At 56.6% G+C, this 24,074-nt stretch carries 20 protein-coding genes; 8 read left to right on the top strand and 12 right to left on the bottom strand.

Annotation, left to right across the window (positions count from 1 at the left end; genetic code table 11):
- The first annotated feature begins 8 nt into the window (after window positions 1-8).
- The 3 genes from KI379_RS22285 (at window position 9) to KI379_RS22275 (ending at window position 2,315) form a co-directional block, all read left to right on the top strand.
- Entirely contained in the window at window positions 9-890 is an 882-nt protein-coding gene (locus KI379_RS22285; RefSeq protein WP_089549228.1) for an ABC transporter substrate-binding protein, read from the top strand.
- Window positions 891-962: 72 nt separating this feature from the next.
- Window positions 963-1,628, top strand: coding sequence for an amino acid ABC transporter permease (locus KI379_RS22280; protein WP_212984946.1), 666 nt, complete (start codon window positions 963-965; stop codon window positions 1,626-1,628).
- Window positions 1,629-1,664: 36 nt separating this feature from the next.
- Window positions 1,665-2,315 (top strand): amino acid ABC transporter permease, encoded by a 651-nt coding sequence (locus KI379_RS22275; RefSeq protein WP_076172665.1) that lies wholly within the window; start codon window positions 1,665-1,667, stop codon window positions 2,313-2,315.
- 109 nt (window positions 2,316-2,424) lie between these two features.
- On the opposite strand, the gene KI379_RS22270 is transcribed toward KI379_RS22275, so the two are convergent.
- The 5 genes from KI379_RS22270 to KI379_RS22250 form a co-directional block, all read right to left on the bottom strand.
- A complete protein-coding gene (locus KI379_RS22270) occupies window positions 2,425-5,649 on the bottom strand; it encodes an alpha-mannosidase (protein ID WP_212984945.1) in 3,225 nt (1,074 codons plus the stop codon).
- A 212-nt stretch (window positions 5,650-5,861) separates the two neighbouring features.
- Window positions 5,862-6,986 carry a GntR family transcriptional regulator gene (locus KI379_RS22265; RefSeq protein ID WP_116232931.1) on the bottom strand — a complete coding sequence of 375 codons (1,125 nt, stop codon included), beginning with the start codon at window positions 6,984-6,986 and terminating at the stop codon, window positions 5,862-5,864.
- 96 nt (window positions 6,987-7,082) lie between these two features.
- Window positions 7,083-8,711: a YndJ family protein gene (locus KI379_RS22260; protein WP_212984944.1), complete on the bottom strand. Its 1,629-nt coding sequence runs from the start codon at window positions 8,709-8,711 to the stop codon at window positions 7,083-7,085.
- Window positions 8,701-9,345 (bottom strand): DUF4166 domain-containing protein, encoded by a 645-nt coding sequence (locus KI379_RS22255; RefSeq protein WP_212984943.1) that lies wholly within the window; start codon window positions 9,343-9,345, stop codon window positions 8,701-8,703. The genes KI379_RS22260 and KI379_RS22255 overlap by 11 nt, the downstream gene beginning before the upstream one ends.
- The gene (locus KI379_RS22250; RefSeq protein WP_076172654.1) at window positions 9,342-10,262 is read right to left on the bottom strand and encodes a DoxX-like family protein; all 921 of its coding nucleotides are present in this window, start codon (window positions 10,260-10,262) and stop codon (window positions 9,342-9,344) included. Before KI379_RS22250 ends, KI379_RS22255 begins: the two co-directional genes overlap by 4 nt.
- A 206-nt stretch (window positions 10,263-10,468) precedes the next feature.
- Here KI379_RS22250 and KI379_RS22245 point away from each other — a divergent pair, with 206 nt between their 5' ends.
- The gene (locus KI379_RS22245) at window positions 10,469-11,698 is read left to right on the top strand and encodes an aminopeptidase (protein WP_212984942.1); all 1,230 of its coding nucleotides are present in this window, start codon (window positions 10,469-10,471) and stop codon (window positions 11,696-11,698) included.
- Window positions 11,699-11,798: 100 nt separating this feature from the next.
- Here KI379_RS22245 and KI379_RS22240 read toward each other — a convergent pair whose 3' ends face one another.
- Entirely contained in the window at window positions 11,799-12,263 is a 465-nt protein-coding gene (locus KI379_RS22240) for a GlcG/HbpS family heme-binding protein (RefSeq protein ID WP_089549234.1), read from the bottom strand.
- Window positions 12,264-12,486: 223 nt separating this feature from the next.
- Here KI379_RS22240 and KI379_RS22235 point away from each other — a divergent pair, with 223 nt between their 5' ends.
- Window positions 12,487-13,740, top strand: coding sequence for a peptidase (locus KI379_RS22235; protein WP_212984941.1), 1,254 nt, complete (start codon window positions 12,487-12,489; stop codon window positions 13,738-13,740).
- Between the two features lie 189 nt (window positions 13,741-13,929).
- On the opposite strand, the gene KI379_RS22230 is transcribed toward KI379_RS22235, so the two are convergent.
- On the bottom strand, window positions 13,930-15,594 hold the full coding sequence (locus KI379_RS22230) for an MFS transporter (protein ID WP_212984940.1): 1,665 nt from the start codon (window positions 15,592-15,594) through the stop codon (window positions 13,930-13,932).
- A 164-nt stretch (window positions 15,595-15,758) separates the two neighbouring features.
- On the opposite strand from KI379_RS22230, the gene KI379_RS22225 reads away from it, so the two are divergent.
- The gene (locus KI379_RS22225; RefSeq protein ID WP_212984939.1) at window positions 15,759-16,358 is read left to right on the top strand and encodes a TetR/AcrR family transcriptional regulator; all 600 of its coding nucleotides are present in this window, start codon (window positions 15,759-15,761) and stop codon (window positions 16,356-16,358) included.
- Window positions 16,359-16,440: 82 nt separating this feature from the next.
- Here the strand turns inward: KI379_RS22225 and KI379_RS22220 are convergent, their stop codons facing one another.
- Window positions 16,441-16,848 carry a nuclear transport factor 2 family protein gene (locus KI379_RS22220; RefSeq protein ID WP_244169320.1) on the bottom strand — a complete coding sequence of 136 codons (408 nt, stop codon included), beginning with the start codon at window positions 16,846-16,848 and terminating at the stop codon, window positions 16,441-16,443.
- A gap of 130 nt (window positions 16,849-16,978) precedes the next feature.
- Between KI379_RS22220 and KI379_RS22215 the strand changes: the two genes are divergently transcribed.
- Together KI379_RS22215 and KI379_RS22210 are read left to right on the top strand one after the other, a co-directional pair.
- Window positions 16,979-17,986 (top strand): helix-turn-helix transcriptional regulator, encoded by a 1,008-nt coding sequence (locus KI379_RS22215; RefSeq protein WP_212984938.1) that lies wholly within the window; start codon window positions 16,979-16,981, stop codon window positions 17,984-17,986.
- A 170-nt stretch (window positions 17,987-18,156) separates the two neighbouring features.
- Window positions 18,157-20,226, top strand: a complete 2,070-nt coding sequence (locus KI379_RS22210; protein ID WP_212984937.1) for a HelD family protein — start codon at window positions 18,157-18,159, stop codon at window positions 20,224-20,226.
- Between the two features lie 18 nt (window positions 20,227-20,244).
- Here the strand turns inward: KI379_RS22210 and KI379_RS22205 are convergent, their stop codons facing one another.
- From KI379_RS22205 to KI379_RS22190, 4 genes are all read right to left on the bottom strand, one after another.
- Complete coding sequence (locus tag KI379_RS22205) at window positions 20,245-20,691, bottom strand: Dps family protein (RefSeq protein ID WP_212984936.1); 447 nt, start codon at window positions 20,689-20,691, stop codon at window positions 20,245-20,247.
- Between the two features lie 81 nt (window positions 20,692-20,772).
- The gene (locus KI379_RS22200) at window positions 20,773-21,216 is read right to left on the bottom strand and encodes a winged helix-turn-helix transcriptional regulator (protein WP_076172945.1); all 444 of its coding nucleotides are present in this window, start codon (window positions 21,214-21,216) and stop codon (window positions 20,773-20,775) included.
- A gap of 105 nt (window positions 21,217-21,321) precedes the next feature.
- Window positions 21,322-22,359, bottom strand: a complete 1,038-nt coding sequence (locus KI379_RS22195) for a zinc-binding alcohol dehydrogenase family protein (RefSeq protein ID WP_244879404.1) — start codon at window positions 22,357-22,359, stop codon at window positions 21,322-21,324.
- 91 nt (window positions 22,360-22,450) lie between these two features.
- Window positions 22,451-23,827, bottom strand: coding sequence for an FAD-dependent oxidoreductase (locus tag KI379_RS22190; protein ID WP_089550422.1), 1,377 nt, complete (start codon window positions 23,825-23,827; stop codon window positions 22,451-22,453).
- Window positions 23,828-24,074 lie beyond the last annotated feature (247 nt).

The raw sequence follows: 24,074 nt of genomic DNA, 5'->3' as shown, positions 1-24,074 counted from the left end.
TTGAATTCATGAAAAAACCTTTGAGGTGGAGTGTTGCGTTTGTCCTGTTGGCGATGTGCCTGGTGTTCACGGCCTGCGGAGGCTCGAAGAGCGAGCCCACGGCCGCGACCGGCGGCGGGTCGACCGACACGACTGCAAGCGGGAACAAGGACGACGGCGGAGACACGGCTGCCAAGGGCGGCACACTGGAAGCGATCAAGGCCCGCGGCAAGCTTATCGCCGGCGTGAAATACGACACCAAGCTGTTCGGGCTGAAGGACCCGACTTCCGGACAGGTAGAGGGCTTTGACATCGACATCGCCAAGGCGTTGGCCAAAAAAATACTCGGCGATGAAACCAAGATCGAGCTGAAGGAAGTGACGTCCAAAACCCGCATTCCGCTGCTGCAGAACGGGGACATCGACCTCATCGTCGCCACGATGACCATCACTGAGGAGCGCAAGCAGCAGGTCGATTTCAGCGACGTCTATTTTAAAGCGGGTCAATCCCTGCTCGTGAAGAAAGGCAGCGCCATCCAAGGCCTGGAGGACTTGAAAAAAGGCGTGAAGGTGCTGACCGTCAAAGGCTCCACCTCGGCTAAAAACATCCGCGAAAAGGCGCCGGACGCCACCGTGCTGGAGTTTGAAAACTATCAGGACGCATTTACCGCGCTGAAAGCCGGCCAAGGGGAAGCCCTGACGACCGACAACGCCATCCTGCTCGGCATGCAAAAACAGGATCCGAACTACGTGCTGGTCGGCGGCACCTTCACCGACGAGCCCTACGGAATCGCCATCAAAAAAGGCGACGCCGAGTTTGTGAAGACCGTCAACGATCTGCTCAAGGAAATGAAGGACAGCGGCGAATACGACAAGCTGTATGAGCAGTGGATGGGTGTCAAACCCGAGTAGGGCCTTGGCTTTCGCTGCCTTTCCCGGTACGCTGCGGGGAGCCCTGAAAACCTTTAAGAAAGGACGAAGGCCATGCCGGGCAAATTTGACATTCACATCTTGTTTAACCACTGGGACCGTTTTGCCGAAGGCTTTATCCACACGATCGAAGCCAGCGTCCTCGCCTTGATCGGGAGCTTCGTGCTCGGCGTTATCATCGCCGTGATGCGGATCTCCCCGATCCGGGCCCTGAATGTGATCGGAACGGTGTATGTTGAGTTTATCCGCAACATCCCGCTCCTGCTCGTCGTGTTTTTCTTTTTCCTGGGAATCCCGTCGCTCGGACTGCCGCTGGACGGCTTTACCTCGGGGACGATTGGGCTGATGGTCTACACCGCCTCTTTCATCGCGGAAGCCATCCGTGCCGGCATCCAGTCCGTACCGGCCGGCCAGACCGAGGCCGCCCGCGCGACGGGACTGTCGTATATCCAGACGATGCTTCACATCGTGCTGCCCCAGGCGATCAAGATTGTGCTGCCGGCTATCGGCAACCAGTTTATTAATCTCGTTAAAAATTCGTCCATTCTGGCCGTCGTGACCGGGATGGACCTGATGTATTATGCCGACCTGATCAACTCCGACACCTTCCTGCCCCTGACCGTGTATACGATCGTCGCCGTCTTTTACCTGGTGCTTACGCTTCCGCTCAGCTTTGCGGTCCATTACATGGAACGCCGATTCCGCTCGGCTGACCGATAAAGGGGCTTTATTCTGGCAAGAGGAGAAGATGCCGCCATGGATTTTATAGGTGCCTATTCCCTACCCAACGTCAAGTTTCTACTTGAGGGGTTTCTCGTTACGATCGAGGTCGCGGTGTTGTCCATTGTGTTCAGCTTCGTGCTGGGAACCGTTCTCGGGACGCTGCGTTACGCCAAAATCCCCGTATTGTCCCGGATTGTCGCAGCCATCGTCGATATTATCCGGAACCTGCCGCTGCTGCTGATCATCTTCTTCATGTACATCGTGCTTCCCCAGCTCGGCATCAAGATGTCCCCCTTCTGGGCGACGGTCGTCGGCCTGACCTTGTTCGAGGGGGCCATGATTTCGGAGATCGTCCGCGGCGGACTCAATTCCGTGGACCGGGGACAAATCGAGGCGGCCCGCTCTTCGGGGCTGAGCTATATGCAGACGCTCCGGCATATCATTCTGCCGCAGGCGCTGCGCCGCATGGTTCCGCCCTTGGTCAGCCAGTTCATCTCGCTGCTCAAGGATACGTCGCTCGCGGTTATCATTTCGCTTCCCGAGCTCATGCACAACGTGCAGATCCTGCAGGGACACAGCCCGAACTACGTCATCCCGGCCCTCATCTTCGCCGCCGCCCTGTACTTCATCGTGAACTACATTCTCTCGATCATCGCCCGGCGGCTGGAGGCCAAGACGCTCTGACACGGCTGCTCGGCCCGGACAAAGAAAACAAGCCCAGCTCTCCCTCTTCATGGGTGAGGCTGGGCTTGCTTGGGTTTGGTGCATTTCGCATCAAATATGGTGCGGGTGGTTAACGCGCCAGCGATACCACCAGCGTTTTGATTTCGTACGGCTTGAAGCGCAGCTCCGTACCGTTGCCCGATACGCTCAACGGCTCGCCGCCTTCTTCCATTAAATTCGTCTCGGCCGCCGCGCTGACCGCACCGGCCTGCGGGTCCAGCTCGACCCGGGCACGGGTGCGGATGCCCCCGTATTCGTACATGCGGATGACGATATCGTCGCTGTCTTCGGCCTTTTTGACCGTGTCGATCATAATATTCGGCTGATTCACCTTGACCAGGCCAAGCGCCTCCGGCAGAATGCCTTCCTGTACCGGTACGGCCAGCAGCGGCGTGTTCAGGCCGCAGGCCGCCTGATGGGTTCCGCCTTCATACCAGCCGCCGCGGTGCGGATACAGCGAATACGTAAATTCATGCTCACCCTGATCGGCGGTTCCGTCCGGATAGACGGCGGACTTGATCAGGCTGAGGCGGATGACGTGGTTGCGGATGTCATGCCCGTATTTACAGTCGTTCAACAGGCTGACGCCGTAACCGCCCTCGGAGAGGTCCACCCAGCGCTGCGCCACGGATTCGAACCGGGCGTAATCCCAGCTCGTGTTCCAGTGGGTCGGACGCTCCACGTTGCCGAACTGGATCTCGTAAGTGGCTTTGGTGGAGCGGATGTCGACCGGAAAAGCGGCCTTGAGCAGCTGCTGGTGCTCGTGCCAATCCACTTTGGTCACAAAATCGATCCGCGGATCGTCCCGGTACACCGTGAACCGCTGCTCGATGGTGGAGTTGTGATACGCATACACCATCTTGATCACGCCGCGCAGCGGCCCTTCCTCCAGGACCGTCAGTTCCTTCAGGTCCTCGACCGTCCGCATTTTTTCCTGGTAGAAAATATCGATGTCCCAGGCGTCGTGCGCCATCGGCTTATCCTCGAATACCTGCAGCACGTTCGCCGGCTCACCCGGTTTCAGCACTTCGCGGTCCGCCTGCTTGTCGTACAGCGATACCAGCTGACCGGCTTCGTTCAGACGGATGCTGTAGAACGGCGTTTCCACGACGTCTCCCGTGATCTGCCAATCCGTCTCACCCGCTACAGCGGAAGCCGAACCTGGGGTGCCCGATCCCCCGCTGCGGCCGTAAATGGTCGTGTAGCCGTAGGCCGGCACATCCTTCACGGTAACCAGCACGCGGGATGATCCATCCTCCTGCGCAGGAATGATCTGGGTCGGCAGGTCTTCTCCGGCTGCAGAATACCACACCAACTGTGCGGCCCCTTCCACGGAAACTTCGCTGACGAAAGAGCGTTCCCAGCCGAGCGGATTGAAAATCCGGACAGGTAAGCCTTTGCCCTCCGCCTTGGCGGAGTCCGGCTGTGCGCCCGCTTCCCCGCGGCCCTCGGCGGTAAACTGCGACAGCCCCTGTTCCAGCACCTGCACGGCCAGCTGCTCGGCCTCAGCGTACTCGACCCGGCTATCCTCATACACTTCGTGAATGGACGAGCCCGGGATGATGTCGTGGAACTGGTTGCGCAGCACGATCTCCCAGCTGTCCGCGAGGCCTGCGGCCGGATAAGCATAGCCCGGATTCAGCATCAGCGCCAGCGCGTTCACGAATTCCGCGTTGTGAAGCAGCTGCTCCATCCGGCGGTTCATCCGCTTGTTATAAGCCTGGGACGTATAGGTGCCTCGATGGTATTCCAGATACAGTTCCCCGTCCCACAAGTGAAGCTGCGGATCATCCTTGACCCGTTCCTCCAGCTGTTCGAAGAATGCTTCCGCTCCGCCCTGCTTCACCTGCGGCGCCGCCGGCATATCTTCATAACGGCGGGCCGCTTCGAGCATATCCCGGGTCGGTCCGCCGCCGCCGTCGCCCCAGCCGTAGGCGAGCAGCAGATTCTCGTTGATGTCCTTCTGCCGGTAGTTATCCCACAGCCCCTGAATCGAGGAGCCGGTGATGTTGCCGTTGTACGTATAAAACCAGCTGCCGTCGTTGTCCGGGGTCGTGATGTAATGCGTCAGCATTTCGGTGCCGTCGATGCCGCGCCACATGAACGTGTCGTACGGGAAGCGGTTGTACTGGCTCCAGCTGATTTTGGTCGTCATGAAGTAGTCGATGCCGCTCTTCTTCAAAATCTGCGGCAGCGCCCAGCTGTATCCGAACACGTCCGGCAGCCATAAGACGCGGTTGTCAACGCCGAACTCCCTCTTGAAGAAGCGCTTGCCCGTCAGCAGCTGCCGGACCAGCGACTCCCCGGAAGGAATGTTGCAGTCCGACTCCAGCCACATCGCCCCGGTCGCTTCCCAGCTGCCTTCCTTCACGCGATCCTTGATTTTCTCGTACAGCGTCGGAAAATCCTTCTTCAAATAAGCGTACAGCTGCGGCTGGGACTGAAGGAAAACATACTCCGGAAAGCGGTCCATAAGCGTCAGCACCGTCGAGAACGAGCGCCCGGACTTCTCCCGGGTATGCTTCAGCCGCCACAGCCAGGCGACGTCGATATGGCAGTGACCGACCGCAGTGATCTGCGGCCGCGGGCCGCGCGGAATCGCCTCAAGCCGCTCCTTCAGCACGTACAGCGCCTGCTCGGTGGAGGCGTAGAAGCGGTCCGATCCCGGCGCGCTCCAGTCCAGCAGCCGGAACGCCTCCTCCAGTGCAGAGGTCATCGCCTGCTTCTCCAAGGCGCGTTCGTCCAGCAGCTTCACCGTCTGCAGCATGTGCAGTGCCGTATAGTACAGATCGTCGGTTGCCGCGTCCAGTACTGCTAGCTCCAGCACATCAACCCGATGATCAAACGGCATATGGCTGCCATTCGGGGGCGTCAGCCCGCTCCATGCGCGGATGGCCAGCTCCACGCGGCCTTCGTCCACAGCCTGCGCCGGGAAGAACAGCTCGGCATGGTTGCGGTCCACGGCCTGCGCCGGTTCCCCGTTCAGATACACCTGGCCTTCATACCCGCTGCAGTTGCCCCCGCCGGTTTCCCCAAGCTTGATCAGTCCTACGACGTCCTGCGTCCGCCACGATGCGGAAAACGTCACGTCGGCGATGAACCAGGCGTAGCGGTCCCTTCCTCCCCAGCGGTCCCCTACCTTCACGACCGGCTGGCTGCCTGCGGCGGCCTTCGCTTCCGCCAAACTCTCCACATCCGGTACGATATGCATGTTCTCCAGCGGCTTGCGGTCCCAGTATCTCAGCCCGGCCAGCTCCTGAATGCGCCGCTCCAGCTTTTCAATCATAAATCTCATGGATGATCACCTTTTCCCCTTCTGCATCCTTCCGTCTCCGGCCATGCATGCTCCCGGAATTTCCGGAGTAATAAATTGCTGCTTCGTCGGTTACAGCACATCGGCAATAAATTTGCTCGTATTAATATATATAATATAGCATTTATGTATAATATAAAACAAAAAAAACAGCATCTCCTGTTTCAAGAAATGCCGTTTCTCGATTCCCCCGGTTATACCGGGCCTGTCGTATGGTGAATGACGAGACGGGGTTTAAAAATCCGCTTCGTGTACTTGACGTCCTTGATGTTCCCTTCCAAAATATCCAGCAGCAGGCTTGCCGCCTCGCGACCCATTTCTTCCTCGCTTTGATCGATATACGTAAATACGCTGAGTTCCTCAAGCATGGGGCTCGGGTTATCGAAGGTGACGATGGACAGGTCACCCGGGACATCCAGCCCCAATTCCTTGGCCATGGACCACAGGTTGACCCCGAGCTTGCAGTTCAGCGCGATAAACGCCGTCGCCATCCGGCTCTTGAGGAAGCGGTACAGCGGGTGATCCGTACGGGAACGCCCCGTTGGGATGCTGAAGTCGGTAAGAATCAAAGCAGGATTGATCATCGCGCCCTTGTTCTTCAGCGCTTCGTTATATCCTTGAATCCGTTCATCGACCGTTACCGTCGGTATTGGAGAATCCGAGCATATCGCAATGTTCCGGTGTCCCAGCTCCCACAGATGATCCACCGCCAGGATGGAACCCAGAGCCGGATCGGACAGGACCACGTTCGTTTCTACGCCGGGCAGATGCCGATCCAGGAGCACGAACGGGTAATTCTGCATCTTCAGCGCGATAATTTCTTCACTGTACACCTCGGCATCCACCGGAAAAATAATCAGCCCGTCCGTCGTGCTGCGGAGCTCGCGGATCGCTTCCTTCTCCAGTTCCTTGGAATTGTAAGTGAACATGACGACCAGCGAGTATTTGCTCCCCGACAGCGCGCTGCGGATCCCCCGTACCATTTGGATGGCAAAATAATCTTCAATGGAAGGAAACACGAGCCCGATCTTGGGAGCCGACGACGATTTGGCCTCAGAGACGAGGGAGACCGGATTACCCGATATGTACTTCTCAGGCACGCCCTTGACGTAACTTCCCCGGCCCGGAATCCGGTAGATCCAGCCTTCGCCCGCCAGCTCGGCCAGCGCATTGGCCACGGTGATCCGGCTCACCTGAAACTGGTCGATCAGCTCCTTCTCAGTCGGAATCCGGTCGTCTTCCTTCAGCTGCCTGGAAGCAATCAACTGCTTGAAATGGTTTTGTATTTGAATGTACAGCGGCTCCCTGTCCTGGCTCATGACAATAATCCTCCAATACCTGATCTTTCGGTCATCTTCCTTTTAGCATTATATCCCATGGGACATACATGTCAACGCCGCTGCCCAGCCGCAGGCTCATCCGGACCGCTGAATATCGTACCGGATATCCAGGAAACGGAGTCCGAAAATCCACATCCGGTGGCGGGCCGTCAGCCGCTGTCCGGACTCCCCCTCCCGGATCCAGAAGGTTTCCTTCAGGGGCAGACGCATCGTGAACCATGAGGCATGCAGGTAAATGCCCTCATCGCCCCGGTGAGCCGGGCTGTGGGCGCTGGTCAAGACGAGCCCGGAGCCTTCATTATACAGGCGCAGCATCCCGGTCATATTGGTGCCCGGCAGCGGCAGGGCGATATTCATGTAGGGCTCGTCTCCGAACCAATGCAGGGAATAGAGGGCAATGAAAATCGCCTCCCCCTGCCCGTTCAAACGCTGCCAGGCACGAACCCGCTGCCTGCCGTCCCTGCCCGACGCCACCGGAAGAACCCGGCCGTACATCCCCTGCCACCCTTTAAGTGTGCCAAGATGGATCTGCCCGATCCGGCGGCTGATGACTTGATAGACCATAGCCAGCGGCCTAAACCACCCGGCCCAGCGGATGTCGGCCCGCATCGCGTACTGATCGGTATGCTCGTAGAAATCCCGAATGACGGGCGACAGCCTCCGTGCGCGGAACGAGGCGGAGTCAAACCCGTCGATCCGGTCGACCAGCCCTGAGTAGGATGCCGTTTCGTCAAGGAGTCCTTCCCTGCTTAAGAAGTGGCGCCCGATATGCCTTCCGCCGGTGATGGAGCTTACCGGTTTGCCATAATAGCTCTCCTTCGGGAAGTTTCCCTCCAGCAGCCAGCCCGCAAGCGACGGAAGAGCTACGCCTACCGCGTTCATCAAGCCGTGAATCCAGATCATCCGGTTGATCGAGAGACTCCCGAACCCCATCGCCCTTCCGGCTGCGTAAATCAGGGAGAACAGAATCGTCACCATCAATACGAGCGCCGAAAAAGATATGAGATATTTGGCCTCCCGCCGGGTAAAGGAAGCTTTGAAAACAAGCAGTCCGTAGCTGTACAGGGCAGCCAGGTACGCCGCCACCAGAATGAACTCAAGGGCGGTGGAAAAAGCAATGCCCAGCGCTATGCCGGCCGGGGCCAGCATGATGATGACGGTCGAGGTTAAGTACAGCTTCCGTCCAACCGTTATTTTTCGCCCCAGCAGTCCGGCCAGGATCGGGATTATAAATGAAGAGTAATGAAAATGAACGGCTGTCAGCATGATGAGCACGTCCGAAAAATCCATTATACGCCAATGCAGCGACGCAGCCAGGAACCAGAAACCGCCCCCGGCCAAGTACATCAGTCCGAAATCCACCGCGGTTTCAGCAAGCGGATGCAGCCCCCTCTCCAGCAGCCGTCTCAGCCCATACAGCGCCGTAATCACCGTAAAAGCCACCCAAGGAAGGCATAACAGCGGGATATCTCCCATGAAGGAGAGTGCCGCACAGACGGCAGCCGGGGGGTAAAGGATCGTCATGATTTTGTACAAAGCCATCGTTTTCCCGTTACGCAGGCGAGCATCCACGAGCATTAAGAAACCCGGTACCAGCACCAGCACCGCCAGCATCAGCACCGCTTCAAGCACTTGAAGCTGCCGCCCGCTGACGCCGAGAAACATCACATACAGCAGCAATCCGAACCATGCGTTACGTTTCATCCCGGCTTCCTCCGCTCCCGTCTTTCCTTGTTCCCGTAAAACTCCCCTTATAGGCGAAAAGGGTGCCGAACAGCGGATTGCGCACATGCACCCGAATCCGGAAGCACTGCCGCTCCTCGTCGTAGGACTCCACGATCTGGGCCGCCCCGTGAAAAACCCGGGGAAGCGGGATCCGCATGCCGAACAGGGGCAGCCACTGGCTTCTGGAGGAGATGTGCATGGCTCCTTTGTCGTCCACGTGGAGGGACAGGGAGGAGCCGAGCAGCGCCGGCTTGCCGAACAAGTCCAGGATCTGCTCCTCCTCACTGTCCCATTTCATCACGGCATCGAAATGGCGCTTTTTGCCCCGGAAATCAAACGTCCGATCCCAATGTACCGTCTCCTGGCCCTTTGCATCCCGGGATACTTTGTTGTGGATAACAAAAGGGATGTTCCGGCCCCGCTCGGGAAAGAACAGACGGGCCCGAATGCCCAGCACCATCATGGCCCGTACGGCGAACGAACCGCCGCTGATTTCCTCCATCCGGCCGGCCCCGGTAAACACCGCATCTCCCGTCAGCCGGTAACGCTCCTGCAGCTTGGGATGCAGCAGCTGATAGGTATCGCCGAGCGCCTGTTCATAGATCGATTTCATAGGTCACCTGCCTTCTTTCGGCGGCAGCGGGCGGCGCTGGGCAGATGCCGGCTGTTCCCATAGCCGATCAGCGACAGGACGATCAGCATACCGTTTAGCGTCACGGGATTAAACGGGGCGACGAAACTGCCGATGTCCCCGATCCCCGCAGAGGCGGTCAGACCGCAGATGGCAACGATCTGGAGAATAAACAGCGGGCGCTTCAGCTTATACAGCGGCAGCAGCCACACGAGTCCAAAGAGCATTTCCAGTATGCCGACCATCCGGATCATCGCCACGCCGCTGCCCATGCTCCCGGTTACGGCTTCCATCATGCGAATTTCGTCCGGGTGGGCCATGATTAGCTTGGGAACGAGGCCGTGGTACAGCCATACAAAGGCGATCACCCCGCACACGGTCCAGTACGTGAGAAAGCGCTGGAGCAGCAGCTTCGGATGAAATCCCTGCTCCAGCCACATTTTTAACGCGTCAAAGCTCCAAGCCGTCGCCCATCCGAGCAGCGGCCTGAACAGGTAGGCATCGGCAAGACGCCCCGCCGCGCCGAAAGCCGACTCATATTGGTACAGCGTCTCGAAGCCGATACCGCCGTCTTTCTTCGTATACTTCCAATACCCGCTGCCCTTTCGGATGAGCGACAGCCGGTCATGCGTCCAAAACTTCAGCGAGGAGACCCGGTCCCCGGATTCCTTCTCCACTTGTCCCGCCGATTCTCCCTCGCCTGCAATATCGATGCCCATGCCGATCCGGGTTCGGTACCGAAAACGTTGAGGCTCATCCTGTGCCCGCGGCAAATACGAAATTTCCGTAAACCGGGCATCCCATGCGGTATGCAAATCCGGGTTCTGGGTATATTCCCATAGCTTATCCATCGTTGTGTCGATATCGATTTGCACATAGATGGGCCGTTGCTTTTTCATGGCGTCTCCCCCTTGCTTTGCTCCCTTCCTAATTCGCGGAAAAAGCCCGATGTCCTTCTAAATTCCTTCCTGTTTAGACAAGATCATACACCGATGGCATTTGTTCGGAGGCCTCCGGCGGCGCGAAAGCTGGAAGGAACTGGCGAAGAAAGGGCGAATCCTTAATAGATTGTTATAATCTGCCGATGTTAGGGAGGAAAAAGTCCATGAGTTTTTTAGACCGTTTGGAAAAATACGCCGAGCTCGCCGTCCATGTTGCGGTTCATATTCAGCCGGGGCAGTCCTTGTGGATCAGCGCTCCGATCCATGTTCCGGAATTCGTGCGCATGATCGCCAAGCAAGCGTATCAAGCCGGGGCAAAGCTGGTTCATATTGAGTGGCAGGACGAGATCAGCACACAGCTGAAGTATCATCTCGCTCCTGACGAGGCTTTTGAGGAGTACCCGGTGTGGAGAGCAAAGTGGGTTCAGGAATTCGCCGAGAACGACGGAGCATTTCTTTTTATCGAATCGGCCAATCCCGAGCTGCTGAAGGGCGTAGACCCCAAGCGGATCTCAGCCCATTCCAAAGCGGCAAGCGCCGCTCTCTCCAAATGGCGGGAGTATATGTCCGCAAGCAAAATGACCTGGTCCATTATCGGCGTCCCGACCGAAGCCTGGGCGAAGCTGGTCTTCCCGGACCTGGCACCGGAAGCCGCGGTCGAGGCGTTGTGGGAGGCGATCTTCCAAACCGCCCGTGTGAGCGGCGGCGATCCGATCCAGGCTTGGAACGAGCATAATGCGAATTTGCGCAGCAAGCGCGAATATTTGAACCGCAAGCAGTACAAGCAGCTTCATTATAAAGCTCCGGGCACCGACCTGCTGATCGAGCTTCCGGAGCATCATGTCTGGAACGGCGGTACCGCCCGAAATGAAGCGGGCAATGAGTTCAACCCGAACGTTCCGACGGAAGAAGTGTTCACTTCGCCCCGCAGGGAAGGGACCCGGGGAACCGTCCGCAGCACCAAGCCGCTCAGCTACCAGGGAAACTTGATCGAGAACTTCAGCCTGACGTTTGAGGACGGAAAAGTCGTCGATTTTACGGCAGAGAAAGGTTACGAATTTTTAAAAGGCATGCTCGACATGGACGCGTCAGCCCGCTATTTGGGCGAAGCCGCGCTTGTTCCGCACCACTCGCCCATTTCGGAGACCGGGCTCATTTTCTTCAATACGCTATTTGACGAAAATGCATCGAACCATCTGGCCCTGGGCGAAGCCTTCCCGACCTGCATCGAGAACGGAACCTCGCTCACTCGGGAAGAGCTCGACCGCGCCGGGCTGAATCACAGCATGATCCACGTGGATTTCATGATCGGCTCTGCGGACATGGACATCGACGGTATCACGGCGGACGGCCAAAGAGAACCTGTATTCCGTAAGGGGAACTGGGCGTTCTGATCCACCATACTAGCTAAGCAAAGCCCTCCAACCGCCTCATATGCAGGCCGGATGGAGGGTTTTCTCTTGCATCGATTCGGCCGTGCCGCTAGAGCAGCCTTTACGACTGATTCGATCCAATCCGAAACGAGATGCTCCGAAGGTCCGACCGCTGCATCCAGCGCTCAAATGCCTGCACGGCGGCCTCCGCCACCTGGATATCCTGCTCGCTCGTCCCTCCGCTGACCCCGATGCCCCCAATGATGACATCGCCTGCTTTTAACGGGATTCCTCCCCCCAGGATGACCACCCTGCCCTGATTCGTCGTATTGATCCCGAAGGATGGCTGCCCGGGCTGAGCCGTTCTGGTCAGATTCGAGGTCGGCATCTGCAGGGCCACACTGGTCCAGGCTTTGTTCTGGGCGATATCGATGCCCCCGATCCGGGCGTGGTCCATCCGGTGAAAGGCGACCAGGTTCGCGCCGTCGTCCACGATGGCGATGTCCTCTGCAAGCCCCATTTCCTTAGCTTTTTTCTCGGCTGCTTCGAGCAGCATTTTGGCAAGATCCAGCGTCATTTTCATGATCAGGCTACCTCCAGCTTCAATGTTCTTTCCCCATTGTATGGCCGCCAGCCCATAAGCGTGTTATTGGACGGAGAACGCTGTGAATTTGCCTGCAATGTGCAACATTTGGAATGACCGCCTCGTCAGGAACTATGAAGAGCAAGCATCATTTACCAATTGCATGCACGGTGAAACATTCCGATCCGCACTCGCAAGAACGCCATATAGAGGAGGAAAATGACAGATGAACAAAATTTACAAAGTATTGGCAACCGCATCAATTTTCGCTCTGGCAGCCGTTCCTGTTGCGGCCAGCGCCCAGGAAGTTCCGCCCGCAGCCGCTCAAAGCGGACAAGGCCAGGTTCAAAATGAGGCCAAAGTGGTTCCTGCCACATGGGGACAAATTACGAACTTCGTGAACGACAAGACCGGCAAATCCGTTACGGTTACGGGACGGGGGCTGGCTCCTAGCGATCAAAGCCAGATCATCCTGGCCATCACGCCGGAGACCAAGATCGTCGATGCCCGCGGGAAAAGCGTTCCCCTGAAAACCGTGATCGATGAGAAAAAAGTCGTGAAGGCGTTCTATGGACCGAATATTACGAAAAGCCTTCCGGCCCGCGGCACGGCGCTGACGCTTGTCGTTCAGGACAAGAGCTTTACCGCCATTGACGGTACCGTATCCGAAGTGAGAGAGAACGGCATCCTGGTCAAAGGAACCGATATTTACACCTCTAATGAGGACACGATTCTTCTGCACCTGGCCGATAAAGCCACCATCCTCAGCCAGGACGGCAAGGCGCTGACCAGCGGCGACATTAAAGAGGGCACGAGCATCCGAGCTTTCTATGGTCCTGAAGTGGCCATGAGCCTGCCGCCTCAAGCCGGAACGAATTATGTGATCGTGAACACGGAAGACACCGGAAGCGGTGAATCCGGCAATACGGATCAGGAACTCAAAGCTGGCACAGACGGCATCGTCACCAATACGGCGGACGGCAAAGTGACGGTCGTCGGCAAGGCGCATGACAAGGGCGGCGTCAACTACGTCATCCTCTCCGTCGATGACAAAACCCAAATCGTCGACGAAGACGGCAAGGCGCTGACCAAGGATGCCCTGAAGGCGGATATCCGCGTGGACGCATACTACAGCGATATCATGACGATGATTTATCCGGCCCAAACGCATGCCGGCAAAATCGTGGTGAAGAAGGCGGAAACGGTCAAAATTGAAGGTACTGTTAAAGCATCGGACCGGGCTTCGGCCGATCAGGTCTATGTAAACGTAGGTTCCGATGATTCCACCGACAACGACGTCATTCTGAACATCTCAAAAGATACGCCGGTCATCCCTACGATGGGTGGAGATACCAAGCTTCGCCCTGGCACCAAAATTATCGCCTATCATTCTCCGATCATGACCAAATCGATTCCCGGCATCACGAGTGCCGAAGCGATCATTGTGACGTCGGACGCCGATACGGTACAGCCTAAGTAATATCAACGTATACGCAGCTTCCATAAAAGCGCCCAAACCCTGCCGATTCTCCTGAAGAATCGGCAGGGTTTTTTGGGAGATAAGAATGTATACCTTAGGGCTGCCGGATTCACGGGCGGGACCCGTTCATCCGATAATTGGCGAGCCTCGGACGATCTTGAAGCCCTTGCCGGATCGTCCACTGCGCCTTCATCTCTTTCGCTTTCTCCCGGCTAGCGCGACCGTCATCGGAATGATCAGCATCGTGTAGAATCCGAGCACCGTCAGGCTGAGGATAAAAGCGCTCGTGTAGCTGCGCGCATTCGACTGCGATACGCCGTCCGCCACCAGCCTCTCGGCACCCCCGGCAGCGGAAGCGGTAACCTTGCATGCGCCGGGAGCCGCCTGTGCCTGACCGGCCGCTGCCGGGAAGCAATCGCGCAGCCTGGCCAGCGCCGTCTGCCCCTGCTCCTCCGACAAGGCGTAGGATGTCAGATGCTGCCGCAGCTCAAGCTCGGTCCGCGCCTCCGCCTGATTGGCATAATGGCTTAATGAGCTCATCCAGACAATGCCGATGAGGCCGATACCGATGGCAGAGGCGAGCTGCATCCCCGTCGTCAAAATGCCGGAGCCCGACCCGATATCCTGCTTCTCTACCTTGGACAGCACCACATTGGTCAGCGGTGCGGCGATAAAGCCTTGGCCTATGCCCAGCAGGACCAGAGCCGGCAGCCAGAACCATACGTTCGGCGACCACCCGGTGGCCCAGATCGTCAGCGCGACCGCAAAATAGCCGACGGAGGTCATCACCGAACCGACCGTAAGGACGTGGGCACCGATTTTGCCCGCCAGCTTCGGTGACAGCAGCGAGGCCAGAAAATACCCGATGCCCATGGGCAGGATGATCAATCCGGATTTCAGGGCGCTGAATCCATGCCCCATCTGCAGCAAATAGGCCGTGATCAGAAAGAAGGCGGCTTGAGCGGTCATCATGAGAAAGATCACGGCCAGGCCCAAGCTGAATGCTTTCTGGCCGAACAGCCTTACGTTCATAAACGGCCGGCGTCCTTTGGCAAGCAGCCTACGCTGCGTCCATACGAATACGGCGAGGACAGGGACGGACAGAATCAGGCTGATGACGAGCAGCGCCGGCCACCCCTCCTTCTGCCCCTGGACCAGCGGATACACTAGGAAGAGCAGTCCTGCCGCCGCCACGGCCGCACCGAACCAGTCCATCCGCGAGCGGTCCGAATCCCTCGATTCCGGGACGAACGGAGCCATCGCCAGGATGATCAATCCGATCGGGACGCTGAAGAAAAAGACCAGCCGCCAGTCGAGATGCCACGGATTCCAGCCGAGCAGCAAACCGCCGATCAGCTGGCCGGTCGAAGCGGCCAATCCCTGGGCTGCGCCATACAGCCCAAAGATCATTCCCCTCTTCTCCGGCGGGTACTGCGCCTGAATGAGGGACAGCACCTGCGGGGATATCAGCGCCGCACTAAAGCCTTGAAGCACGCGGATGGCCGTAAGCACACCGACACTGCCCGAAATGCCGCATAACAAGGATGTTAATGTAAAGCCGGCCACGCCGATCAGGAGCATCTTCCGCCGTCCGTACCGGTCGCCCAGCCGCCCGCCGATAATCAAGGCCACGGCATAGGACAAGGTGTAGGCCGAAACGACGAACTGTACGCCGTAGAAATCGGCGTGAAGCCCCCGCTGAATCGAAGGGGTTGCCACATTGATGATAAAAATGTTCGCTACGGCCATAAATACGGACAGCAGCATCACCGCCAGCATTAAACGCGGCCTCTGGCGCGGCTCAGCCGCCGCCTGCGCAAGAGGCGCGGGAATGGAATTGACCGGTTGGTTCATCGCTTGCTTCATCCTCCTCTGGCGGATCCGGATATTTGACAGCAGCCGGAATCAGCCATTAAAATAAATGCGACAGATCTGTCTCGTTTGATAATCGTATGATACAGACAGATCTGTCTCATGTCAACAGCGAATTTACCTTATTTTAGGAACAGGTGATTAGAATGACCAAGAAGGAATCCGCCAAAGAACGGATACTGAAGGTGGCGTCCGATTTATTTTATAGCGAAGGCGTGCGTGCCGTGGGGATCGACCGAATCATTGAGGAATCGGGGGTCGCAAAGGCCAGCTTTTACCGCAACTTTCCGACCAAGGACCATCTGGTCGTGGCCTATTTGGAGCTGCATTCCAAGACCAGGATGGAAGCATATGAAGAAATAAAGCGGCAGTTCCCCGATTCGCCAAAGGAACAGCTCTACGCCCTCCTGGAGGAATTGGTTGAACGAATGAAGAGTTCCAAGTTCCGTGGCTGTCCTTTTATGAACGCCATCGTCGAGTTTCCGGATGAGGACCATCCCGGACACCAGGCAGCCATGACACACCGCTCCTCCCTTTGGAAAAATGTTGAGGATATTGCCCGCCAGGCCGGCGCCCGCGACCCGGTTCAGCTCACTTACCAGCTTCAGCTGCTGAAGGAAGGCGCCATGATGAGTGCCTACATGGATAAGGGGTATTACCATGCCGAGTATTTTCTGAACGCCTGCCAAGTGCTGATCGACCGGCAGTTTGATGAGCCCACTCCGTCCCGCCGGATAACCGAATAACATGGCGCCGCGGGCAGCAAACATGCGGGCAAGACCGAGGGCACTCTTCGTGCTTATTCCCGGCCTTGCCCGTTTTCATGCCTTACGACTTCGCTATCGCAAGCAGGTGGGAAGTGACGCCCACATACTCCCGGAAGGAGCGGATCCGTTCCTGCTCGAAACGGAACACGATTACCAGCTCATTCGTGTACGGCATTTCGTTAAAGATCCCCTCCGCTTGAAAGATAACGATCCCGGTATCCTCCTGCTCTACGCAGATGACCGGCGTAAGTTTGGCACTCATGCTTGCCCGTTCAAGCTCGACCAATTCCCGGAACCTCCCGGTTCCCCTCTGCTCTCCCTGCCATTCCTCAAAAGGGATCGGGACGATAAAACCAAAATCAGAGGTCACCAGCGCTTCAAACGCCCCCGTATCCCCTTCCTCAATCGCCCGGCGAAATGCATGAAACGCCTGCAGACTGCGCTCGTTTCCCTTTTCCATTGGTTCCATACAGCATCCTCCTCTATAGGGTTGATTATGCCTTTCCAAATCTTATGAACTCATCATATCGTTTAAACACGACAGGTGCTGTCTTGTTTTTGTGATACACTTGAGAAAAAAATGAAAGGACGGGACGCCGATGTATAAATCCCAGCGGTTGATCCGGCTTATCATGCTCGTCAATGCTAAGAAAAACTTTACCCTCCGCGAGCTTGCGGATGAGCTGGGCGTGTCCCAGCGGACCATATCCAGGGACCTCATCGAGCTTGGCGAGCTGGGCATCCCCGTGTACTCCGTCCAAGGACGGGGCGGCGGTTTCCGCCTGTTAAACGAGCGGCTGCTGCCCGCGATCGCTTTTACCGAAAGCGAAGCAACCGCCTTGTTCTTCGCCTCCCAATCGCTGGCTTATTTTGGCTCCGTCCCGTTCGGTAAAGCGGCCGCTTCCGCCCTCGACAAGTTCTATCACTATCTCCCGCCGGACCTGAAAGAGAGAATCAGCCGCTTAACCGGTAAAATGGCGATTTGGAGCCCCCGGCGCAGCATGTCTGCCGAGTGTCTGGAAGTGCTGCTGCAGGCGGTTATGAGTCGCAGCGCCGTAACCATTGTCTATCAATCCGGCACATCCGCGGACGAAAGAGTCATTCAGCCGATCGGCCTCTACTCGGACCAAGGATACTGGTACTGCCCTGCCTACTGCTTTACCCGTAAAGCTTATCGCCTGTTCCGGGCGGACCGCATCCGCTCGGCCGTGCTGAATGAAGAGGTCTGCTGCCTTGACGAGGTTGATGAGAAAACGGTGTTTAACTGGAATGAGGATGAGCTGAAGAAGGCGCCGAAGACCGACTTCATCGTCCGATTGACTCCGGAAGGCGTCCGAATGCTGGAGGGGAACGGCCGGCTTCAGCCTCATATCGAATGCGAGCCCGATGGCAGCGGCAGGATCGACATATCCATTCCCCGGAAGGACGTGGCGTTCTTTGCCGATATGGTCTGGATGTTGGGGCCCGAAGCGGTAATTATAGAGCCTCCCGAAGCCCGGGCATGGGTTAACGGCCGGCTGGCCGCCATGCAGCGGCAGTACGCGGAGAGCATTCCGGAATCTGAATCCAGGCAGGTAACGGACATACCAAAAAGCCAGGCCCCTTAAGGACCTGGCTGTAGTTTATCCCATTAATTACTTTGGTACTGTAAAGTGGTGCCGTATAAGTATTTCTGGACCCACGTGCAAGTTATAATACTACGGCCGGAAGTATAAGTCTATATTTTTGGCGGATTTTTTCTATACTTAGACTTATTCTTTCACAGGGAGGGTCTAAGATGTTGAACCAAAGCGAAGCCGATGAAAGGCGTTATGCCGAATCGATGACAGACAAGCTAGGACGGGCGCTGGAAGACATCCGCGGGAAAATATCCGCTTCCTACCGCGACGTCATCGAGGCGAAAAAATATATGTGGGAAAACATTTCCCAGCTGGATCCCGCGGAGCGGGCCGCGAACAAGGTCGACATCTCGCTTCAGATCGACTCGGGGGAGAAAGCGATCGACAAGGAGCGGAAGCTGCATAAGCTGTACCAGTCTCCTTATTTCGGCAGGGTAGACTTTCGGGAAAATGGCCTAAAAGAAGCCGATGCCTATTATATCGGGATTCATTCTTTTGCCGGGACGGACGGGCATACGAATCTGATTTACGACTGGCGCTCGCCGGTCGCCAGCATGTTTTACGATTTCGGCGTCGGGCCTGCCTATTTCCTAGCTCCGCTTGGGCGGATCGAGGGTGAGCTGACGGTGAAGCGGCAGTACAAAATCAGGGACGGCCGCATGGAATATATGATCGAAAGCTCGATCAACATCGACGACGACGTCCTTCAGAAGGAGCTCAGCAGCACATCGGACGAAAAGATGAAAAACATCGTCGCCACGATTCAAAAGGAGCAGAACGTCATCATCCGCAATGAAACCTCCGATGTTCTCATCATTCAGGGCGTGGCCGGTTCCGGAAAAACGTCGGTCGCCCTGCACCGTATCGCCTTCCTGCTGTACCGCTACAAGGAAACGCTGACGTCAAGAAACGTGCTGATCATCTCGCCGAACAACGTGTTCTCCGATTATATTTCGAGCGTTCTGCCAGAGCTTGGTGAAGAAAATATGATGGAAATGCGCCTCGAGGAGCTGGCGGAAGCGGAGCTCAAAGGGATTGTCGGCTTCCAGACGTTCTACGAGCAGGTCACCGTGTTGATGGACCAAGAAGACCCGGGCATGGTCGAACGCATCCGGTTTAAGGCGACTGCCGACTTCATCCGGAAGCTGGATGAGTTTGTCGCTTATGCAGATCAGCATTATTTTGCGCCGGAGGATGTGCAGGTCGACGGACTGCAGATTTCTGCCGCAGAGCTGCGAGCCATCTATGACGGCACCCGCCGGATGCCCGTACAGTCCAGGCTCGAGCGGGCCGCAAACCAGGCGGCGGCAAACCTCAGGGACGAGGATGGACAGAGGTTGTCCGCACCCCGGATTCGCAAAATCAAGGCGGCCGTTAAAAAAATGTTCCGTGCCTCCACCCTGCTGGCGCTGTACAAGGATTTTTACGACTGGCTGGGCAGACCGGATCTGCTTCGCATGGCAGGGCCGAAGAAGCTGGAATATTCGGATGTCTTTCCCCTCGTCTACCTTAAAATGTACTGGGAAGGAACGGCGCCATTTGATTTCGTCAAGCATCTGATCGTCGACGAAATGCAGGACTACACGCCCATCCAGTACGCCGTCCTTTCCAAACTGTTCAACTGCCGCAAGACGATCCTCGGCGATGCCGGCCAATCCGTCAATCCCTACTCCTCTTCTTCGCTTACAGAGATCAAAAAGGTGTTCCCGAACGCGGATACGGTAGAGCTGTTAAAGAGCTACCGGTCCACCTATGAAATAACGACCTTTACCCAGCAGCTCAAAGACAACAGCTGCGTCGTACCCATTGAACGGCACGGCGAGCTGCCGCGGATGGTTGCCTGCGCAGACGGGGAGGAGGAAATGGAGCGCATCCGGTCTGTCCTCCGAGAATTTGTGCATTCCGAGTCGCGTTCCATGGGGATCGTCTGCAAAACAAAGGCCCAGGCAGACGAGGTCTATCACGGCCTAAGGGACGCGTTTGACAACCTGTATCTGCTGGATTTCGACAGCGAGGAGTTCCACGAGGGCATCATCATCACGTCCGCCCATCTGGCGAAAGGCCTGGAGTTCGATGAGGTGATCGTTCCTTTCGTGAATAGCGAAGTCTACCGGAACGAGATGGACCGATCGTTGCTCTATATCGCCTGCACCCGGGCGATGCATAAGCTGACGCTGACGCACAGCGGGGAACGGACGACGTTATTAAAAGAGCCCGGGGAGCTTTAGCCCCCGGGCTCTTCCTTTTTATCCAAGATAAGATTCCAGCATCCAGACGTGCTTGTCGAGGTCCGCCTGCATCCCGATCAGCATATCTGCCGTCGGATGGTCGCCGGCGTCTTCCGCCAAACGGATCCCGTCCTGCAGTTCCTTGCTGACTACAGAGAAGTCATGGATAAGCGACTGCACCATACCGCGCGCGTCCTCTTTTCCCGTGGCTTCCGTTACCGTGCCGATTTCAAGATATTCTTTGATCGTCGCGGCCGGTCTTCCCTTGATCGTCAGGAGGCGTTCGGCGATATCGTCCGCTTTTTGCGTAATGTCGTTGTACAGCTCTTCGAACTTCGCGTGGAGCGTGAAGAACTGTTCCCCTTTTACGTACCAATGGTAGTTATGGATTTTTACGTAAAGAATGCTGAAGTTCGCCACCTGCTGATTCAATACCTGTTCCAGCGTGATTGTCGTGTTTGCCATTTGTCATCCATCCCTTCTTTATATGTAATGGACCGCCTTAGGCGATCCGGCTGACTAAGAAGCTTTTGCGGCGGCCGTTGGTTACGGCTGCTTGGCGTCTTCTACGGGGACAACGGTAATGTCATCCACGTTCGATTCGCAGTGCGGGCAATAATGGCGGAGCTCGACTTCGTGGCCGCAGGCGGTATGCTTCAGGCTTTTATAGCATTTATCCAGGTGCTTCTCTCCCCACAGGATAAAAGCATGAAAGATCATTTCCATATCCCGTCCGCTTTCCGTCAATTCATACTCATACCGCGGAGGATGCGCGGAGTACAGGTTGGATACGATCAGCCCGTCCTCCTCCAGCTGTCTGAGCCGCTCGGATAACACATTCGCAGAGATCGTCGCCAGCCCCTGTTTGATCTCGTTGAACGTTTTTTTACCGACCAAGATTTCATGTATGATCATCAAAGACCATCGATCGCCAACGATGTTCAATGTCTGCGCAATGTTGCAATCCAGGTTGTAAATATTCTTCGGCATATCCATGACCCCCCGTGTATCTTTGCCTCAAATGTGGTACTGCCTTCTAATCCTACAGTGCCACAAATGACCGCTTCACGCAAATCGGCCCCCGCGCGGCTCCAGTCAGAATCCTTCCAGTACGACCTTGCCCACCGTACGGCCTGTCTCCAGCAGAGCATGGGCCTTGCGAAGATTGGCGGCATTGATCGGTGTCAGCGTCTCGCTTGTGGTGGTCCGGATGACGCCCTCGTCCACGAGGCGTGCGACTTCGTCCAGCAGCTTGTGCTGCTCGATCATATCCGGCGTTTGGTACGTGGAACGGGTAAACATGAGCTCCCATACGAACGTGACGCTTTTATTCTTGAGCAGGGTCAGGTTGAGCAGTTCATCCGTCTCTACGATCGAGCAAATCTTGCCTTGCGGCGCGATCGCTTCCGCCATGTTCGCCCAGTGCTTCTCCGTGCTGTTCAAGCAGAGGATGTAGTCGACCTGCTCGATGCCGGCCGCCTTAAGCTGCGGCAGGAATGCTTCAAAATGGTTGATGACGTAGTCCGCCCCCAGCCCTTTCACCCAATCGGCCGATTCCGGGCGGGAAGCCGTGCCGATGACCGTCAGGCCGGAATATTTGGAGAGCTGTGTCGCAATCGATCCGACCCCGCCGGCTGCTCCGATAATCAGGATGGTTTTGCCGGTGTTGTCCGCCTGGTTCTTGGAGACTCCAAGCCGGTCGTACAAGCTTTCCCAGGCTGTAATGGTCGTTAGCGGCAGCGCCGCCGCCTGTGCAAAATCCAGCGTCGATGGCTTCTTGCCCACAATGCGTTCGTCCACCAGATGAAATTCGCTGTTGCCGCCAGGACGCGTAATGCTGCCGGCATAGTACACTTCATCGCCCGGCTTAAACAACGTCACATCCGGACCTACCTGCTCGACGACGCCCGCGACGTCCCATCCCAGCACTTTTGGCACGCTCTCCACGCGGTCTTTAGGCGAACGGACTTTATAATCGACAGGATTCACTGAGATGGCTTGGACTTTCACCAGCAAATCCTTGCCTGTCGGCACCGGCTTTTCCAGCTCGACGTCAATCAGGCTTTCTTGATGATCAATCGGTAAATACTTATACAGGCCTACAGCTTTCATCGTCTCTTTTACTTTCGTCATGGTTGTTCTCTCCCTTATACATGTGATTTATCGTGTTAAGCTGAGTGACGTTGTGTCCGTCAATATGTAAGCGATGAGCTCGTAGAAGAGCTCACTGGATCGCGCCGAGCAAGTCGTTGATCGTCTCCGCCATCGACGGATGCGTAAAAATGGTATCGCGGAGTACGGAGTACGGCTGCCCGGACTGCATGAACACGGACACGATGTTCACAACCTCGCTGGACTCCGCACCGAACATAGTAAACCCGAGCAGACGGTCCGTTTCGGCGTCGACGACCGCCTTCAGCAGACCTTCGGTCTGTTTCAGCTGGCGTGCCCTCGTCGATGCGGTAACAGGTAATTTTGCCGTTTTCACGGTGTGCCCCCGCTTCAGCGCCTCCTGTTCCGTATACCCGACTTGGGCCAGCGGAGGATCGATAAACACGGAGTAAGGAACGAATCGCCGGTCGCCGGTCGTACGCGTCCGGTCACCGAACAATTGATTCTTGAGAATCCGGTAGTCGTCCAGCGAAATGTACGTAAACTGCGGGCCGCCGTTCACGTCGCCGATCGCCCAGATATGCGGCACAGTGGTCTGAAGCGTCTCGTCGACCCGGACGAAACCTCGCTCCGTCACTTCAACGCCTGCGGCTTCAAGATTCAGCCCGTCCGTATTGGCCTGTCTTCCGGTGGCGACCAGTACGGCATCCGCTTGGAGTGTGTCCTCACCGTCAGGTGTGGACAGCAGCAGCTGAACGGATTCCCCTTGTTCCGCAATCCGGGACACCTTGGTCTGCAGCCGAAAGCGGATGCCCTTGGCCTCCAGCACCTTTTTGACCTCTTCGGCAATCTCCCGGTCCTCTCTCGGCATAAATACGCCGCCATTCTCAAGAACAGTCACCTCTGAGCCGAAGCCTGCATAGATGGAGGCGAATTCCAGGCCGATATAGCCGCCGCCGATGATGGCCAACCGGGAAGGCAGCTTCGCCAAGTCCAGCATTTCCGTGCTCGTATAGACATGAGCTCCGTCAATCCCGGGAATGTCGGGAAGGACCGGTTTTGCCCCCGTGTTGATGAAAATCCGCTCGGCCTCGGCGAGGATGCTCCCAGCTTCCGTTTCCACCCGAACTTCGTGCGGGGATTGGAACGAAGCCGTCCCTGTCAATACCGTGATCCCCGGATGGCTGTTCAGGTTATTGAAGTTCTTGCCGCGCAGCAGGGTAACCAGCTCATCTTTCTCCTGAAGGGCGCGCGCATACTTCGCCTGCCGGGACTCCGGACCGTTCCCTTCCTCCTGCGAAACGATATGCGACTGATAGGCCAGCGCCTTTGTGGGAATGCAGCCGATATTGATGCAGGTTCCGCCATACATCAGAGGTGACTTTTCCACGACGGCGACTTTCAATCCCTGCTCGGCCAGAAAGGGGGCCAACGTTTTTCCGCCTTTGCCAAAGCCGATAATTAACGCATCGAACGTTTCCTTGATCATCGGATGATCCATCCCTTCTCAAATGAAGCTCTTACTTGTTTTTTTCTCGTCATGATCTGCTTTGCTGAGCGCTCACCAGTTGTGCTCGTTTCTATGTAAGTCATAATACAATACTTAGTTAGTTTTTACAACCCACTAATTTAAAAAAACTTACTTTTTGGCTTTTTGGAACCCCTTCGTTCCCTTAACGAAGGGGAAAAAAGGTAAGTTTGACGCCGATTGATCAACGGTTCCCGGCTGTTCACTG

The sequence above is a fragment of the Paenibacillus cineris genome (assembly GCF_018333335.1).
Classification (GTDB): Bacteria; Bacillota; Bacilli; order Paenibacillales; family Paenibacillaceae; genus Paenibacillus_AQ; species Paenibacillus_AQ favisporus.
Note: the sequence above shows the minus strand (reverse complement) of the source record. Positions and strands in the feature narration are given on the sequence as shown.

Coding starts and splice junctions, on each gene's coding strand:
- KI379_RS22220 (WP_244169320.1), bottom strand. CDS start 16,848: ATGGAACCAATGGAAAAGGGAAACGAGCGCAGTCTGCAGGCGTTTCAT.
- KI379_RS22190 (WP_089550422.1), bottom strand. CDS start 23,827: ATGATCAAGGAAACGTTCGATGCGTTAATTATCGGCTTTGGCAAAGGC.
- KI379_RS22250 (WP_076172654.1), bottom strand. CDS start 10,262: ATGAAAAAGCAACGGCCCATCTATGTGCAAATCGATATCGACACAACG.
- KI379_RS22225 (WP_212984939.1), top strand. CDS start 15,759: ATGACCAAGAAGGAATCCGCCAAAGAACGGATACTGAAGGTGGCGTCC.
- KI379_RS22275 (WP_076172665.1), top strand. CDS start 1,665: ATGGATTTTATAGGTGCCTATTCCCTACCCAACGTCAAGTTTCTACTT.
- KI379_RS22245 (WP_212984942.1), top strand. CDS start 10,469: ATGAGTTTTTTAGACCGTTTGGAAAAATACGCCGAGCTCGCCGTCCAT.
- KI379_RS22195 (WP_244879404.1), bottom strand. CDS start 22,359: ATGACGAAAGTAAAAGAGACGATGAAAGCTGTAGGCCTGTATAAGTAT.
- KI379_RS22205 (WP_212984936.1), bottom strand. CDS start 20,691: ATGGCAAACACGACAATCACGCTGGAACAGGTATTGAATCAGCAGGTG.
- KI379_RS22280 (WP_212984946.1), top strand. CDS start 963: ATGCCGGGCAAATTTGACATTCACATCTTGTTTAACCACTGGGACCGT.
- KI379_RS22255 (WP_212984943.1), bottom strand. CDS start 9,345: ATGAAATCGATCTATGAACAGGCGCTCGGCGATACCTATCAGCTGCTG.
- KI379_RS22215 (WP_212984938.1), top strand. CDS start 16,979: ATGTATAAATCCCAGCGGTTGATCCGGCTTATCATGCTCGTCAATGCT.
- KI379_RS22260 (WP_212984944.1), bottom strand. CDS start 8,711: ATGAAACGTAACGCATGGTTCGGATTGCTGCTGTATGTGATGTTTCTC.
- KI379_RS22235 (WP_212984941.1), top strand. CDS start 12,487: ATGAACAAAATTTACAAAGTATTGGCAACCGCATCAATTTTCGCTCTG.
- KI379_RS22270 (WP_212984945.1), bottom strand. CDS start 5,649: ATGAGATTTATGATTGAAAAGCTGGAGCGGCGCATTCAGGAGCTGGCC.
- KI379_RS22265 (WP_116232931.1), bottom strand. CDS start 6,986: ATGAGCCAGGACAGGGAGCCGCTGTACATTCAAATACAAAACCATTTC.
- KI379_RS22210 (WP_212984937.1), top strand. CDS start 18,157: ATGTTGAACCAAAGCGAAGCCGATGAAAGGCGTTATGCCGAATCGATG.
- KI379_RS22285 (WP_089549228.1), top strand. CDS start 9: ATGAAAAAACCTTTGAGGTGGAGTGTTGCGTTTGTCCTGTTGGCGATG.
- KI379_RS22200 (WP_076172945.1), bottom strand. CDS start 21,216: ATGCCGAAGAATATTTACAACCTGGATTGCAACATTGCGCAGACATTG.
- KI379_RS22230 (WP_212984940.1), bottom strand. CDS start 15,594: ATGAACCAACCGGTCAATTCCATTCCCGCGCCTCTTGCGCAGGCGGCG.